Here is a 14,806-nt window from a genome sequence, read left to right as displayed (position 1 = left end):
TTGCTATACAAACATTTTCCCACATTTTACAGAAAAAAACACCCACATGCGGGTGTTTTTTTCCTTGATCTTTCATTACGGACTAGTTCTTGCAGCTAGAAGGATCAGGCGTTTCTCCTCCTGTAGTGAAGCAAAAAACACTTCTCTTTCGAAGGCTCCAACGCCTCCTTCTTCTAATCGAACCGCCTATGTTTTTCTTTTTATCGCTTATTTATTTCTTCTAGTAAGATTTTATTCACAAGCGGTGGGTTTGCTTGTCCTTTTGTCGCTTTCATAATTTGACCAACTAAGAAACCAATTGCACGGTCTTTACCGTTTTTAAAGTCTTCAATAGATTGTGCATTATTATCAAGGATTTCTGTTACAATCTTACGAAGTGTACCTTCATCAGAAATTTGAACAAGACCTTTTGCTTTCACGATTTCTTCTGGGTCTCCACCTTTTTCAATTAACTCGTTAAATACTTTCTTCGCAATTTTAGAAGAAATCGTACCTTTCTCGATTAATTGAATCATTTTAGATAGCCCAGCAGGTGTTAAAGCTACATCTTTTAATTCTTTTTGTTGTTTGTTTAAATATGCAAGCACTTCACCCATTAGCCAGTTTGATGCTAACTTCGCATCTGCACCGCCTGCAACTGTTTCCTCAAAGAAATCAGACATTTCTTTTGTTAATGTTAATACGTGTGCATCGTAAGCTGGCAGACCAAGTTCTGCAACATAACGTGCTTTACGAGCATCTGGAAGTTCAGGAATGGAAGCACGAACTTGTTCTTTCCATTCCTCATCAATATAAAGTTCAACTAAATCCGGTTCTGGGAAGTAACGATAATCGTCAGATCCTTCTTTTACACGCATTAAGATTGTTTTCTTTGTAGCTTCATCATAACGACGTGTTTCTTGTTGAATAATACCACCGGATAGTAATTCTTTTTCTTGACGAGCTTGTTCAAACTCAAGACCTTTTTGAACATAAGTGAAAGAGTTTAAGTTTTTTAGTTCTGCTTTTGTACCAAACTTCTCTTGCCCTACTGGACGAAGAGAAATGTTTGCATCACAGCGAAGAGAACCTTCTTCCATCTTACAATCAGATACACCAGTGTATTGAATGATTGATTTTAATTTTTCTAAGTATGCATATGCTTCTTCTGGCGTACGCATATCTGGCTCAGATACGATCTCAATTAACGGAAGGCCTTGACGATTGTAGTCTACTAATGAGTAACCTTCACCTGTATGTGTTGATTTACCTGCATCTTCTTCTAAATGAAGACGAGTAATACCGATTCGTTTCTTTTGACCGCCTACTTCGATTTCAATCCAACCATTTTGCCCAATTGGTTTATCAAATTGAGAGATTTGGTATGCTTTCGGATTATCTGGATAGAAATAGTTCTTGCGGTCAAACTTCGTTTCTGTTGCGATTTCACAGTTTAAAGCCATTGCAGCTTTCATTGCAAAGTTGACTGCCTCTTTGTTTAAAGTTGGAAGTACCCCTGGGTATCCTAAATCAATTACACTTGTTTGTGTATTTGGATCCGCTCCGAATTCTGTTGGACTCGCAGAGAAAATTTTCGAATTTGTTTTTAACTCAACGTGAACCTCTAAACCAATAATTGTTTCAAAATTCATCTATGCTCGCCTCCTTACAGACTTGCTTTTTTTGTATGATAGTCTGTTGCTTGCTCAAATGCATGTGCAACGCGGTAAATTGTCGCTTCATCGAAATGTTTACCAATGATTTGCAAACCAAGCGGCATATTATTAGCGCCGAATCCACATGGAACAGAAATCGCTGGAACACCTGCTAAGTTTACTGGGATTGTTAAAATGTCATTTGCATACATTGTCATTGGATCATCAATTTTTTCGCCTACTTTAAACGCTGGAGTTGGCGTTGTTGGTCCAATAATCACATCGTAATTTGCAAATACATTTTCAAAGTCATTTTTAATTAATGTACGTACTTGTTGTGCTTTTTTGTAATATGCATCATAGTAACCAGAGCTAAGTGCAAATGTACCGAGCATAATACGACGTTTTACTTCGTCTCCGAACCCTTCACTACGCGTATTTTTGTAAAGATCCATTAAGTTATTCACATTATCAGAACGAACACCGTAGCGTACGCCATCAAAGCGTGACAGATTAGAAGACGCTTCAGAAGAAGAAATTAAGTAGTACGTTGCTAGCGCGTATTTAGAGTGCGGAAGGGATACTTCTTCCCAAGTTGCGCCCATACCTTCTAACACTTTTAAAGCAGCTAGTACGGACTCACGAGCTTCTTCACCAACACCTTCTCCTAAATATTCTTTTGGTACAGCAATACGTAAACCTTTTACATCGCCTGTTAAACCAGCTAAATAGTTACCTACTTCAATATTTGCAGAAGTTGCATCCATACGGTCAACACCTGAAATAGCTTGTAATAAGTACGCATTGTCTTCTACAGTACGTGTAATTGGTCCGATTTGATCAAGTGAAGATGCAAATGCGACTAAACCATAACGAGATACACGTCCATAAGTTGGTTTTAAACCTACAACACCGCAATATGCAGCTGGCTGACGGATGGAACCGCCTGTATCAGAACCTAGAGAGAATAATACTTCTCCAGCTGCAACTGCTGCTGCAGAACCACCGCTAGAGCCACCTGGAACATATTCTAAATTCCATGGATTTTTCGTAGCATAAAAACCAGAGTTTTCATTGGAAGAACCCATTGCAAACTCGTCCATATTTAATTTACCGATTGTAATTGTGTCAGCTTCGTTTAACTTCTGCACAACTGTCGCATCATAAATTGGATCAAAGTTTGCTAACATTTTGCTTGCACAAGTTGTACGAAGACCTTTTGTTACAATGTTATCTTTAACACCGATTGGCATACCGAATAATAGACCATTATCTTCAGCACCAATTTTTGCATCTAATTCTTTCGCTTTCGCACGTGCGTTTTCTTCATCTAATGTAAGAAACGCTTTTACGTTATCTTCAACATCCGCAATACGTTTGTAAGACTCTTCTACTAAATCCGTAACGGAAATTTCTTTGTTGTTTAATTTCTTATGTAACTCTGATACAGAATGATCAAATAATGACATCGAAATTCCCCCCCTATTCTAATACTGCTGGAACACGGATTTGATTCTCTTTGTGATCCGGTGCATTTTTTAATACTTCTTCTACTGGTAAACCTTGTTCTGGTACATCTTCACGCATAACATTTCTCATCGTTAATACGTGAGTTGTTGGTTTGACATTTGTTGTATCCAATTCATTTAACTGTTCTGCAAAAGTAACAATTGCATCGAGTTGTTTTTGAAACTTTTCTGCTTCTTGATCTGTAATGGCAAGACGCGCTAAATGCGCTACATGCTTTACATTCTCAACGGAAATTCTTGACACGGCTAGGCCACCTCCATAATATATCGTGCAATCTACAATACTATTGATGATACCAAATTTTCAGTACTTCAAGCAAGTCAACACATGGCACTTATAGCACTTTTACATAAAAAAAGAAAGGCTTTTGCCTTTCTCGTAAATCACTCTTTATCTAATGGTTTATTTTTCGGAAATCTTTCGTTATCTTCTTCATTATCACGAATTGTTTTTTGAAGTACAAAACATGACATTGTTAAAAACAATGTACCTATTAAATAGTATCCTTTTACACTAAGCGTTTCATCTAGTGTATAAATACCAATCAACATACCTGAAAGCGCACAAACAAACGAAGTCCATGCTAAAAACGTGAACGCTTGCGTATTTCTCCTTCTCATTGTTCTCCCCCTTATAGCTGCATATCCATTATAGATAAATATATTTATCATCATGGATTTTTATGTAATTTTTTCTCTTTATTAATCTATCATAAAATTTTCTCACTTCACAACTTATTTTCGAATTAATCAAAAAAATATATGGCGTTATCGTTATTGACTGTGCACCAACGAGTGAAACACTTGCTATGTTAAGTTTTCTTGACATGCTCGGATGGTGGATGGAAAAACTCTTTTCTATTAACAGAAAAGTATTAAAAGTTGCCCGTCCTGTGGCACAACCTTTACTCGGTATCCCTTTCCTACAGATGATATCATGGATGAATTAACAAACACACTCAAGCAACTAGAAGAAATACGAGAACTTTTTTCCAATCGTGATATAATAAAGTGAAACTTTAATCAGTGGGGTTTTTCTTCATCTCCCACTGATTATGAGCCCTCACCAATCGGGCTGTTACGGGCAGCCCTACTCCCACCTATCTTCCTTGCTTCTCTCTGAATCTTGAGGTGGGAGTCTTACTGCCCTAAAATAGCGGGATAAATTCACATTGTTGTAAATCCTGAAAAAATGATGATTAACGAGGCTCAGTATAGCTTTACCTATTAAAGTATTACTATCGAATAACAATATGGGAAGCCCTCTCCTTAAGGGCTTTCTATTCCTTTACTCGGAGATGATCGATTTGATTAAAACACCTAAAGCAAAACATGTATCTACCAATATGATAATTTGGATTATTCCCTTATTATTTTTCATTCATAATCTTGAAGAATCTATTAGTATGCCTCAATATCTCGCTAATCAATTCTCTATCAACTTCATAAATACGCATCAATTTCTAATAGCAATTTGTATATTAACAACCATTGTTCTGCTCTTTATCATTCTCTATCAACTTCATATTATCTCTTCTATTTACTGGATTATTTTTATACAAGGTGCTATTTTCTTTAACGCTGTTCAACATATGATTTTATTTTTCATGTATCGCGCATACAACCCTGGAGTGATATCAGCATTTATCATTGGACTATTTTCCCTCTACTTATTTTCTTTAATACAAGTTCCAAAAAAGAAACTAGTCCTTATACTAATTTTCAGCTTACTCTCCTATCCTTCTATGATTTGGATCACCTTATATTTAGCTAGTTTCTTTGACTAACCAAAATAAGAGAGAACAGGAAAACTCCTGATCTCTCCACTCTCCTTCACAGACGTTATTTTTTATGGTATACAGAATTGGAAGATACAAAAAATTAGGGTTTCATCTGTTAAGTAAGATTATATGTTGAACAGACTAACAGCGGAGGGGTTCCTTCTGTTAATCCGTTAAACGCACTATCATTTAACAATTTTTTCTATTTCATCAAGTGAAAGATCTACTGAGATCGAACCATCCTTCGTTTCTTTCTTAATTGCATCTGTTACTTCTTTTGAATGGTATAATTTAATCACTTTTTTGATTGTTGGATCATCTTTATCTTTCGTACGAGCTGCGAAGATGTTAATATACGCTTTCGCACTGTCGTTTTTTGGATCTTCTAAGAAAATAGGATCTTTCGCTGGATTTAAACCAGCTTGACCAGCTACACCATTGTTAATAACGGAAGCTGCTACATCCTTTAATACACGAGGGGTTTGCTGCGCAATAACTGGTGTAATTTTTAATTTTTTTGGATTTTCAGCAATACCACTTGGATCGCCGAATAAACCGAAATCTTTTTTCAATTTTAATAGGCCCGCTGCATCAAGAAGTTTTAAGGCACGTGCTTGATTCGTTGGATCATTCGGAATAGCAATTTCTGAACCATTTGGAATGTCATTTGGTTTTTTATACTTTTCAGAGAATAATCCCATTGGTGCAATTTGCGTTGTACCTACAGCTGTAATATCTAATTTATGTTCCTTTTTAAACTGCTCTAAAAAGGCAATATGTTGAAATGCATTCAATTCAATATCCCCATCAGCTAATGCTTTATTTGGCGTTGTATAATCAGAGAACTCCACAAGTTTGATTTTCATACCTTCTTTCTCAGCTTTCTTCTGAAGAATGCTCCAAGCTTCTCCATCCGTTCCTGTTACACCGATGCGAACGACCTTCTCCTTTTCTTTCGCTTCAGCATCCCCATTTGAGCAACCACTCAAAGCGGTAATTCCTACAATTGCTGATAATGCAAATGCTAATATCTTTTTCATCTTCTATCCCTCTTCTCTTCTTTATGACCTTCTTAAAAATATTTTCGAGAAATAATTCCCTAGATGTTGAGCTAATTGTACAAGAATAATAAGCAATACAACTGTCACGAACATAACCGATGTATCAAAGCGTTGATAACCATATGTCATTGCTAAATCACCAAGACCACCGCCACCAACAAGCCCAGCCACTGCTGAAAACTCAATTAAACCAACAGTCATAAACGTAACCCCTAAAATTAATGGTGCCAATGCCTCCGGAACAAGAATTTCAAACACAATTCTTAATGGTGATGCCCCCATTGCTTGCGCTGCCTCGATTACTCCTTTCGGTACTGAAACAAGATTTGTTTCTACCATTCTGGCAATTCCAATCGAAGCAACAAGTGTCATTGGAAAAATCGCTGCAGCTGTTCCGATTGTTGTTCCAATAACAGTTCTTGTAATGGGACTTAAAGCTACTAAAAAGATAATAAACGGAATTGGACGAATCGTATTAATAACAATATTAAGAATAGAAAAGACCAATTTATTTTCTAAAAAATTACCTTTCCTTGTCACATATAAAAGTAAACCTAGAGGTATACCTAGTATTGTAGCAAATATAAGAGTTACAATTACCATTAAAAGGGTATCCCCTGTCGCATCGAGAATCCGTGGCCAAAATATACTCCAATCAACTCGCATGTGCTTTAACCTCCTTCAGTTGTACTTGCAGTCTGAGATATTGTAAGGCTTTTTGAATTTCTTTTTGCTCACCTTGCAGTTCTACAAGAAGATTTCCAAATAACACATTTTGTAATTCAATAATGTTTCCGTAGAGCACATTTACATCCACATTATAATTTTTGGCAATATACGATAATACCGGCTGTCCTGTCTCTTCACCCGTAAATGTTAATCGATAAATTTGTCCACCAGTTTGAATTTTTGCTAGTACACTTTCTGGTAAATGGTCATTCACAACAGAACGAACAAAATTTTGAGTCGTTTTTGTTTTTGGTTTTGTAAAGATATCAAATAATGTCCCTTCTTCAATGACTCTCCCTTTCTCCATAACCGCCACGCGGTGACAAATTTCTTTCACAACTTGCATTTCATGTGTAATGAGGAGAATTGTTAATTTATATTCTTTGTTTATTTTCTTTAATAGATTCAAAATTTCTGTGGTTGTTTCAGGATCTAATGCCGATGTTGCTTCATCACAAATAAGAATATCTGGTGATGTAGCAAGTGCTCTCGCAATTCCAACACGTTGTTTTTGTCCCCCTGACAATTGCTCTGGATAATAATTTGCTTTATCTTCTAATCCTACAAATTCCAACAGCTCATTTACTCTTTCTTTTATCTCATTCTTCGGTACTTTCGCTAACTTTAATGGATATGCAATATTCCCAAACACTGTTCTTGAATTGAATAAATTAAAACTTTGGAAAATCATTCCGATTCTTTGTCTTAACTGTCGTAACTCCTTTGTTGTTAGAGATGTAATGTCTTTATCATCTATTGAAACCGTTCCTGAAGTCGGTCTTTCTAACATATTAACTAAGCGTAATAATGTGCTTTTTCCAGCGCCACTAAACCCAATAATACCGAATACTTCTCCCTTTTTAATCGAAAGTGTTACATCTTCTACTGCATGAACAGGCTCTCCACCAGATTCATATACCTTACTTACATTTGTAAAAGAAATCATTTTTTCCCCTCCCATATGCTATAGCAACTTGAAGTAGACCTCCCGAGGTAAAATAAAAAGCGCCCTCCTTCTTATCAGTCATAAAAGATAAGAAGGAGAGCACTTTTAAATATACTCGTTCACATCTTCTCATCTTTCAAGTCCTTTTTAGACTTGCTGGAATTAGCACGGTATTAAAAAACCCGTTGCTGAGGTATCATAGGGCCAGTCCCTCCACCTCTCTGGATAAGAATGTCTCGATTTAATTGTTATTTAATTATTTTTTATTATAAAACTCAGAAAAGTTAGAGTCAACATAAAATTCCTAAAGTATAGCGATTATTTTTCTATTGGAATTTTCAAATCAAATGTAAAATTCTTCTCTTATTCTCTTTTGCAAAGGAAAATATCCCTGCCTCATTGAATAAAATGACATGAATACGAAATATAGTGGAGGACGATAAATAATATGAAAACAGCACTGTTACTCGTTGATATTCAAAATGACTATTTTCCGAATGGAAAGATGGAATTACGTAATGCCGTAGAAGCTAGTGAGTACGCTCGTCAATTATTACAATATTTTCGACAAACAAACCAACCAATTTTTCATATTCAACATGTATCTTTTGGGGATCATGCAACTTTCTTCCTCCCCAATACAGAAGGTGTTCATATTCACGAAAGCGTTCGTCCCTTACAAAATGAAACGGTGATTTTAAAACACTATCCAAATAGCTTTCGAGAAACAAATCTATTACAGAAACTACAGAAATTAAAAATCGAGCGTATTATTATATGCGGAATGATGACACATATGTGTATTGATGCTACCGTGAGAGCTGCTTTTGATTTTGGGTTTCATTGCACCGTGATACATGATGCTTGCGCGACGAAAGACCTTCTCTTTAAAAACGCCACTATTCCCGCTGTCTATATTCATAACACCATTTTGGCAAGTCTAAATGAAGGATATGCTGATGTAATAAGTACAGAAGAATTTTTACCCGTCTAAAAAATTCTATCTATTACCCTTTTTACTATATTTGTGAATATAAAAACACTACTTTCAGTCAATAAAACTGAAAGTAGTGTTCTCTTGCCTAACCATAGATTTTCTTTCAAGTTGTATTATACAGGAATTCCATAAAAATAATACAGAAAAATACGACGAATTGAATAAATTTTGTAGCATTCTATTCGTTTCATAACATGACCTACGTAAAAGAGCACAAAACCATGAACTTTTAATATCAACACAAAATGACAATAGATCAGCTTAATCAAAAAATGTTGCTATTACAAACGTAAAAAGAACCCGTCCAAAAGTTATACATTTTGGAAAGGCTCTCTTTGTTACTTCTTATAACATTTCAGAAGTTGTTTTTGCTTGCATATGAAGCACTAAGTAATCAGGACCACCAGCTTTAGAATCTGTACCAGACATGTTAAAGCCACCGAATGGTTGATAACCTACGATTGCTCCAGTACATCCACGGTTAAAGTATAAGTTACCTACATGGAAGTCTTCACGTGCTTTTTCAATATGTGCACGGTTGTTAGAGATTACTGCTCCTGTTAAACCGTATTCTGTATTATTTGCAATTGCAAGCGCATGATCAAAGTCTTTTGCTTTACAGAATGCTACTACTGGTCCGAAGATTTCTTCTTTCATTAAGCGAGCATCTTCTGCAACGTCAGCAACGATTGTTGGCTGGATAAACCATCCTTTAGAATCGTCTCCTTCGCCACCTGCTACTATTTTCCCTTCTTCTTTACCAATTGCAACATAGCTCATCACTTTATCAAATGCAGCTTGATCATTTACTGGTCCCATATTTGTTCCTTTTTCAGCTGGGTTACCTACAGTTAATTCTTTTGTTAATTCAACTGCACGATTTAATACTTGATCGTATACCTCTTCATGGATGACTGCACGAGAGCAAGCAGAACATTTTTGTCCTGAGAATCCGAATGCGGATGCAACGATAGATTTCGCTGCTAATTCAAGATCTGCTTCTTTATCAACAACGATTGTATCTTTACCACCCATTTCAGCAATAACGCGTTTTAACCAAATTTGACCTGGGTGTACTTTTGCAGCGCGTTCGTAAATACGAATACCTACATCACGTGATCCAGTGAAACTAATGAAACGCGTACGAGGATGGTCTACTAAATAGTCACCAACTTCAGAACCACTACCAGGGATAAAGTTTACTACGCCTGCTGGTAAGCCTGCTTCTTCTAAAACTTCCATAAATTTCGCTGCTACTACAGGTGTTGTACTAGCTGGTTTTAATAATACTGTATTACCAGAAACTAACGCAGCTGTTGTCATTCCTGCCATAATTGCAAATGGGAAGTTCCAAGGTGAAATAATTACACCTACTCCTAATGGAATATAAGAGAAACGGTTATATTCAATAGGACGGCTTTCTACTGGAATACCGTCTTTTAATTTCAACATTTGACGTCCATAATATTCCATAAAATCAATTGCTTCTGCTGTATCAGCATCTGCCTCATTCCATGGTTTACCTGCTTCTTTTACAAGAATAGCAGAGAACTCATGTTTTCTACGGCGAACGATTGCTGCAGCGCGGAATAAAATGTCTGCACGCATTTCGGGTTTCGACTTTCTCCAAGTTTGGAATGTCTCATCAGCCACTTGCATTGCTTTTTCAGCTAATTCGCGACTAGCCTTTGAAACGCTACCAATAACTTCTTCTTTATTCGCAGGGTTTACAGAAACAATTTTATCTTCTGTAGTAATTTTTTCTCCCCCGATAATTAATGGATAGTCTTGTCCAAGATAAGATTCTACTTTCTTTAACCCTTCTTCAAACGCTAATTTGTTAGCCTCTACTGAAAAATCTGTAAAGGGCTCATGTTTGTACGCTACTACCATTCTTTTTAGCCTCCCCTTAGAAAAACGTTTACATTTTACAACATTATTCTACACGATAATTTAGATTTATTCAAATATTCCTAGACTTATATTTTAAAAATTAATAAATTTTTAAAATATAGTAAAAAGATTCATACAAAAGTATGAACCTAAAAAACATGCGTATATTCTAAAACATTTTTTCCAATTAACAAAATCGTCACCAATAGAAATAAAGTTCGGACATACCCAACACCTTTTTGCACTGCAAATCTCGACCCAAAATATGCTCCGATAATCATTGATAATCCCATAATAATACCGTATTCAAAATGAATAATATCTAAAAATAAAAATGTAAAGAAAGACACAATATTACTAACAAAATTCAAAACTTTTCCAGATGCAACTGCTCGAATAAAATCTAAACCAATTAATAAAAATGCAAAAATTAAAAAGGATCCGGTACCTGGACCAAAAAAACCATCATAAAATCCTATCATTAAAATTGCAAAGTAAAACATTAAAGCTTTTCCCTTTGTCATCTTTTTATAAGTAGAGACGCTTCCCCAATCCTTTTTTACAATAATATAAATGGCGATAAATACCAACATAACTAATACAAGTGGCCGTAAAATATCCGGGGGAATACATTTTACAACTAACGCTCCCGCAATTGCTCCCATAATAGTTAATGGGATTAACTTTCCTACAATGCAAAAATCAACTTTTTTTGAACGAATAAAATAAATTGTGCTTGTGAATGCCCCCATTGTTGAAGCTAATTTATTTGTTGCAATCGCTGAAGCAGGTGATAATCCTACGAACATAAGTGCAGGTAATGAAATTAATCCCCCTCCTCCAACAACAGAATCAATAAAAGAAGCTAAAAAGCCGAAAGCCACTAGTAAAACGATAACCTGAAGACTTAATTCATCCATTTCTTTTCCCCTCATCCTTTTATTTGTAACATTAGAAATTATAACAAAATTATTAAAGAAAAAAAGCTATTCCATGAATGGAACAGCTTTTTTCTTTAATTTAAAATTTTCACAAACGGTTCGTCCTGCTTCGCTTCACGTACAATCACAGCTTCTGGATGTTCAACTGACCTAATCGTTACTTGTACTTTCATATAGTTTGGGAAGTACTGCATGACACTTCCAGCTACATATTGAGTAAAGCCGATAATTTCTGATTTTCCATTAAATTGAACCGGAATATCCACTTTCATCTCTTTTAATTCATCATCCTTATAAAATCCTGTACCCACAACAGCCCTGTAATCTCCTTCAAAGTACTTGCTCAGATTCGTCTTAAAGTTATCCATCATGGCATGATCTTCACGTTTATCAGATTTCGCTGCTTCAGAAGGGAATAAGTAATACTTTTCATTAATTGGATTCCATTCTTCAATCGAATCGCTGCCTTTATCAAGTTTAGCATAGGACAAAAAGTTTCCCGGTACAAGTGTCGACTTTGGACCTTGACGATAAATAGCAAAGATAACTGGAACCTCTTTTACCTTTGGATCCTCTTTTTGCATCTCTTTTAAAATTTCCTGTGCCATTTTCTTTCCTTGTTCTAACATCACTTTTTTTGAAATTTCACTTTCACGTGGGTAACCGTGCTCTTCATTATAATATTGAATTGAATTCATCGCTAAGCCAACTACAACCCCACCAAGTTCAGCTTTGTTATTCTTTTGCACATAATAATCATGTTCTAAAATGTTAGAAAGGTATATTGGGGCTTTTTTATGTTTTACCTCTAATGACTCTGCCCCCTCTGGTAACGGCGGATTCAAACCAATATTAGGAAATTTAACGGCATCTTTTTTTAGTTTTTCTTCCAGTTCCTTTTGTTCAGCATCTGTCCGTTTTCTTTTGACAAGCATTTGAATCTTCTGGCCCGTTAAAATTTTGCCGCCTCCAAATAAATAATCCTTTGTACTAAATGATTCTTTTGCAATACGCATTAAACCTGTTTCGAACTCATCTATATCCAAACGACTATTTAACCCTTGTACAACTAAGCCACGTGCCTCACCTGGGTCAAACGGAACGGTCGTTTTATAGTAATCATCGGAAATAGAATACTTCGGAACAATGGCTTGTTCTTTCGCCCCACCTGATTTTTCCACGATCTTCTCTTCTTTTTTTAGTCCCGTGCTACAACCACTTACAAGTAGCCCAAGACTCAATACCGCTAATGCTATTTTTTTCATGGTAAGTGCACCTCTTACTTATTCAGCTCTTGTAAGAACCTCTCTTCATTCCAAATTTCAATATTATGTTTCTCTGCCTGTGCTAATTTCGATCCAGCCGCTTCACCTGCTATGACAAGGTCAGTACTTTTACTTACACTACCCGTTACTTTTCCGCCTAATGCTTCAATTTTTTTCTTTGCTTCACTTCGTCCCATAACTTCTAGTTTACCTGTTAATACAACTGTTTTTCCAGCAAAGTAAGATGCGATATTTTGCAAATCAGCACGCTTTATACCTTTATATGTCATATTAACGCCATAGTCTTTAAACTGTTGAATTAAGTGTAGTACATCTTCATTATCAAAGTACGTAACAATAGATTGCGCCATTTTTTCACCGATCTCATTAATCGCCTTTAATTCTTCTTCCCCAGCTTTCACAAGATTATCCATCGTTTCAAAATGTTCAGCTAATGTTCGTGCTGCTTTTGCTCCAACATGGCGAATACCTAATCCAAATAACAATCGTTCTAATGAGTTTTCTTTCGAAGCTTCAATTGCTTGTACTAAATTAGAAGCTGATTTTTCACCAAAGCGATCAAGCTGGAGTAACTGATCTTTCGTTAAACCATATAGGTCCGCAAATGTTCGAATATAATTTGCTTCAAATAGCTGTGTGATAACGCGTTCTCCTAGCCCATCAATATTCATCGCATTACGTGATACAAAGTGGATTAATCCTTCACGAATTTGAGCTGGACAAGCTGGATTAATACAGCGAAGAGCCACCTCTTCTTCTAAGCGGACAAGCCCACTATCACAAGTAGGACAGTGCGTTGGCATATGGTATGCTTCTTCTTTACCAGTTCGTTTATCGAAAACAACATTCACAACCTCAGGAATAATATCGCCCGCCTTCTTCACAACGACATAATCGCCAATGCGAATGTCTTTTTCCCGAATTAAATCTTCATTATGTAAAGAAGCACGGCGAACAATCGTCCCAGCTACTCGCACTGGTTCAAGTTCTGCAGTTGGTGTTACAACCCCTGTACGTCCTACACTTAGTTCGATACCAGTTAATCGTGTTACAACTTCTTCAGCTGGGAATTTATAAGCGATTGCCCACCTTGGACTCTTCGCAGTCGTTCCTAAACGTTCTTGCAATGTTACATCATCTACTTTAATTACGATACCGTCAATTTCATAATCAAGATTTGGACGTTTTTCTTGCCATTCTTCTACATAAGCAATTACTTCTTCAATTGTCTCACAGATGCGACGATTCGGATTTGTTTTAAACCCTAGCTCTCCTAAGAAATCTAGTGCTTCACTATGAGATGTAATTGTTTTTCCTTCTATATCAGCTAGTCCATATACAAACATAGATAAGTTACGTTTTGCTGCGATTTTTGGATCCAGTTGACGTAAAGACCCTGCTGCTGCGTTACGAGGATTCGCAAATACAGCTTCGCCATTTTGCTCTTTCTCTTCATTTAATTTTACAAATGAACGCTTCGGCATATAAGCCTCGCCTCGCACTTCTAACGTTACTTCTTCTTGCAAACGTAAAGGAATCGCCTTAATCGTTTTTAAATTTTGTGTAATATCTTCGCCTGTAATACCATCGCCTCGTGTTGAACCTTGAATAAAGCGGCCTTTTTCATAGTGAAGAGAAACTGCAAGGCCGTCAATTTTCAATTCACAAATATATCTTACATTTACACCATCAATTCCTTGACGAACTCTGCGATCAAAATCACGTAAATCCCCTTCATTAAATGCATTTCCTAAACTTAACATCGGTGATTTATGCGTTACCTTTTCAAATATATCAAGGACAGCTCCCCCAACACGAACAGAGGGAGAGTCTTCCGTTATAAATTCTGGGTTTTCTGTTTCTAATTTTATAAGCTCCTGCATATTGCGGTCATATTCCGCATCAGAAACAGAAGGATTGTCTAATACGTGATATTGATAATTAAATGTATTTAAAAGATCACGAAGTTCTTCTATACGCTGTTGTACCGCCTCTTTTGACATATCCTC

13 protein-coding genes, 1 pseudogene and 1 riboswitch are annotated in these 14,806 nt (G+C 36.2%); of the genes and pseudogenes, 3 read left to right on the top strand and 11 right to left on the bottom strand.

What is annotated here, in order from left to right:
• Positions 1 to 200: 200 nt before the first annotated feature.
• The 4 genes from gatB to MR056_RS16165 all read right to left on the bottom strand — a co-directional run bounded on the left by gatB (position 201) and on the right by MR056_RS16165 (position 3,784).
• Positions 201 to 1,631 (bottom strand): Asp-tRNA(Asn)/Glu-tRNA(Gln) amidotransferase subunit GatB, encoded by a 1,431-nt coding sequence (gatB, locus tag MR056_RS16180; protein WP_011983420.1) that lies wholly within the window; start codon positions 1,629 to 1,631, stop codon positions 201 to 203.
• Positions 1,632 to 1,645: 14 nt separating this feature from the next.
• Complete coding sequence (gatA, locus tag MR056_RS16175; RefSeq protein ID WP_087097587.1) at positions 1,646 to 3,103, bottom strand: Asp-tRNA(Asn)/Glu-tRNA(Gln) amidotransferase subunit GatA; 1,458 nt, start codon at positions 3,101 to 3,103, stop codon at positions 1,646 to 1,648.
• 13 nt (positions 3,104 to 3,116) lie between these two features.
• Entirely contained in the window at positions 3,117 to 3,407 is a 291-nt protein-coding gene (gene gatC, locus MR056_RS16170) for an Asp-tRNA(Asn)/Glu-tRNA(Gln) amidotransferase subunit GatC (RefSeq protein ID WP_011983418.1), read from the bottom strand.
• Between the two features lie 140 nt (positions 3,408 to 3,547).
• On the bottom strand, positions 3,548 to 3,784 hold the full coding sequence (locus MR056_RS16165) for a YiaA/YiaB family inner membrane protein (RefSeq protein ID WP_001254393.1): 237 nt from the start codon (positions 3,782 to 3,784) through the stop codon (positions 3,548 to 3,550).
• A 140-nt stretch (positions 3,785 to 3,924) separates the two neighbouring features.
• On the opposite strand from MR056_RS16165, the pseudogene MR056_RS16160 reads away from it, so the two are divergent.
• Both MR056_RS16160 and MR056_RS16155 read left to right on the top strand, forming a co-directional pair.
• A pseudogene (locus tag MR056_RS16160) lies at positions 3,925 to 4,169 on the top strand (ArsA-related P-loop ATPase); the annotation flags it as partial.
• Between the two features lie 301 nt (positions 4,170 to 4,470).
• Positions 4,471 to 4,950 carry an HXXEE domain-containing protein gene (locus MR056_RS16155; RefSeq protein ID WP_087097584.1) on the top strand — a complete coding sequence of 160 codons (480 nt, stop codon included), beginning with the start codon at positions 4,471 to 4,473 and terminating at the stop codon, positions 4,948 to 4,950.
• 179 nt (positions 4,951 to 5,129) lie between these two features.
• Here the strand turns inward: MR056_RS16155 and MR056_RS16150 are convergent, their stop codons facing one another.
• The 3 genes from MR056_RS16150 to MR056_RS16140 are packed head-to-tail and all read right to left on the bottom strand — an operon-like array spanning position 5,130 to position 7,680.
• Complete coding sequence (locus MR056_RS16150; protein WP_011983415.1) at positions 5,130 to 5,984, bottom strand: MetQ/NlpA family ABC transporter substrate-binding protein; 855 nt, start codon at positions 5,982 to 5,984, stop codon at positions 5,130 to 5,132.
• A gap of 21 nt (positions 5,985 to 6,005) precedes the next feature.
• Positions 6,006 to 6,671 carry a methionine ABC transporter permease gene (locus MR056_RS16145; RefSeq protein ID WP_048724296.1) on the bottom strand — a complete coding sequence of 222 codons (666 nt, stop codon included), beginning with the start codon at positions 6,669 to 6,671 and terminating at the stop codon, positions 6,006 to 6,008.
• Complete coding sequence (locus tag MR056_RS16140) at positions 6,661 to 7,680, bottom strand: methionine ABC transporter ATP-binding protein (RefSeq protein WP_048724297.1); 1,020 nt, start codon at positions 7,678 to 7,680, stop codon at positions 6,661 to 6,663. Before MR056_RS16140 ends, MR056_RS16145 begins: the two co-directional genes overlap by 11 nt.
• Before the next feature lie 126 nt (positions 7,681 to 7,806).
• Positions 7,807 to 7,912: riboswitch (SAM riboswitch) on the bottom strand.
• A 216-nt stretch (positions 7,913 to 8,128) separates the two neighbouring features.
• On the opposite strand from MR056_RS16140, the gene MR056_RS16135 reads away from it, so the two are divergent.
• On the top strand, positions 8,129 to 8,674 hold the full coding sequence (locus MR056_RS16135) for a cysteine hydrolase family protein (protein WP_011983412.1): 546 nt from the start codon (positions 8,129 to 8,131) through the stop codon (positions 8,672 to 8,674).
• A gap of 348 nt (positions 8,675 to 9,022) precedes the next feature.
• Here the strand turns inward: MR056_RS16135 and pruA are convergent, their stop codons facing one another.
• The 4 genes from pruA to ligA form a co-directional block, all read right to left on the bottom strand.
• On the bottom strand, positions 9,023 to 10,570 hold the full coding sequence (pruA, locus tag MR056_RS16130; protein ID WP_087097582.1) for an L-glutamate gamma-semialdehyde dehydrogenase: 1,548 nt from the start codon (positions 10,568 to 10,570) through the stop codon (positions 9,023 to 9,025).
• A gap of 149 nt (positions 10,571 to 10,719) precedes the next feature.
• Entirely contained in the window at positions 10,720 to 11,490 is a 771-nt protein-coding gene (locus MR056_RS16125) for a TSUP family transporter (RefSeq protein WP_087097580.1), read from the bottom strand.
• A 95-nt stretch (positions 11,491 to 11,585) separates the two neighbouring features.
• The gene (locus MR056_RS16120) at positions 11,586 to 12,776 is read right to left on the bottom strand and encodes a CamS family sex pheromone protein (protein WP_011983409.1); all 1,191 of its coding nucleotides are present in this window, start codon (positions 12,774 to 12,776) and stop codon (positions 11,586 to 11,588) included.
• A gap of 14 nt (positions 12,777 to 12,790) precedes the next feature.
• Positions 12,791 to 14,800: an NAD-dependent DNA ligase LigA gene (gene ligA, locus MR056_RS16115; RefSeq protein ID WP_011983408.1), complete on the bottom strand. Its 2,010-nt coding sequence runs from the start codon at positions 14,798 to 14,800 to the stop codon at positions 12,791 to 12,793.
• Positions 14,801 to 14,806: the final 6 nt, after the last annotated feature.

Origin of the sequence: Bacillus cereus group sp. BfR-BA-01360 (genome assembly GCF_022663595.1) — a bacterium.
Classification (GTDB): domain Bacteria; phylum Bacillota; class Bacilli; order Bacillales; family Bacillaceae_G; genus Bacillus_A; species Bacillus_A cytotoxicus.
The sequence above is the reverse complement of the archived record's forward strand: the minus strand, read 5'-3'. Positions and strand labels throughout refer to the sequence as shown.

What these genes read in the sequence shown, in the direction of transcription:
- gatB (WP_011983420.1), bottom strand. Translation starts at nt 1,631, where the DNA reads ATGAATTTTGAAACAATTATTGGTTTAGAGGTTCACGTTGAGTTAAAA.
- gatA (WP_087097587.1), bottom strand. Translation starts at nt 3,103, where the DNA reads ATGTCATTATTTGATCATTCTGTATCAGAGTTACATAAGAAATTAAAC.
- MR056_RS16165 (WP_001254393.1), bottom strand. Translation starts at nt 3,784, where the DNA reads ATGAGAAGGAGAAATACGCAAGCGTTCACGTTTTTAGCATGGACTTCG.
- MR056_RS16150 (WP_011983415.1), bottom strand. Translation starts at nt 5,984, where the DNA reads ATGAAAAAGATATTAGCATTTGCATTATCAGCAATTGTAGGAATTACC.
- MR056_RS16145 (WP_048724296.1), bottom strand. Translation starts at nt 6,671, where the DNA reads ATGCGAGTTGATTGGAGTATATTTTGGCCACGGATTCTCGATGCGACA.
- MR056_RS16140 (WP_048724297.1), bottom strand. Translation starts at nt 7,680, where the DNA reads ATGATTTCTTTTACAAATGTAAGTAAGGTATATGAATCTGGTGGAGAG.
- MR056_RS16135 (WP_011983412.1), top strand. Translation starts at nt 8,129, where the DNA reads ATGAAAACAGCACTGTTACTCGTTGATATTCAAAATGACTATTTTCCG.
- pruA (WP_087097582.1), bottom strand. Translation starts at nt 10,570, where the DNA reads ATGGTAGTAGCGTACAAACATGAGCCCTTTACAGATTTTTCAGTAGAG.
- MR056_RS16125 (WP_087097580.1), bottom strand. Translation starts at nt 11,490, where the DNA reads ATGGATGAATTAAGTCTTCAGGTTATCGTTTTACTAGTGGCTTTCGGC.
- MR056_RS16120 (WP_011983409.1), bottom strand. Translation starts at nt 12,776, where the DNA reads ATGAAAAAAATAGCATTAGCGGTATTGAGTCTTGGGCTACTTGTAAGT.
- ligA (WP_011983408.1), bottom strand. Translation starts at nt 14,800, where the DNA reads ATGTCAAAAGAGGCGGTACAACAGCGTATAGAAGAACTTCGTGATCTT.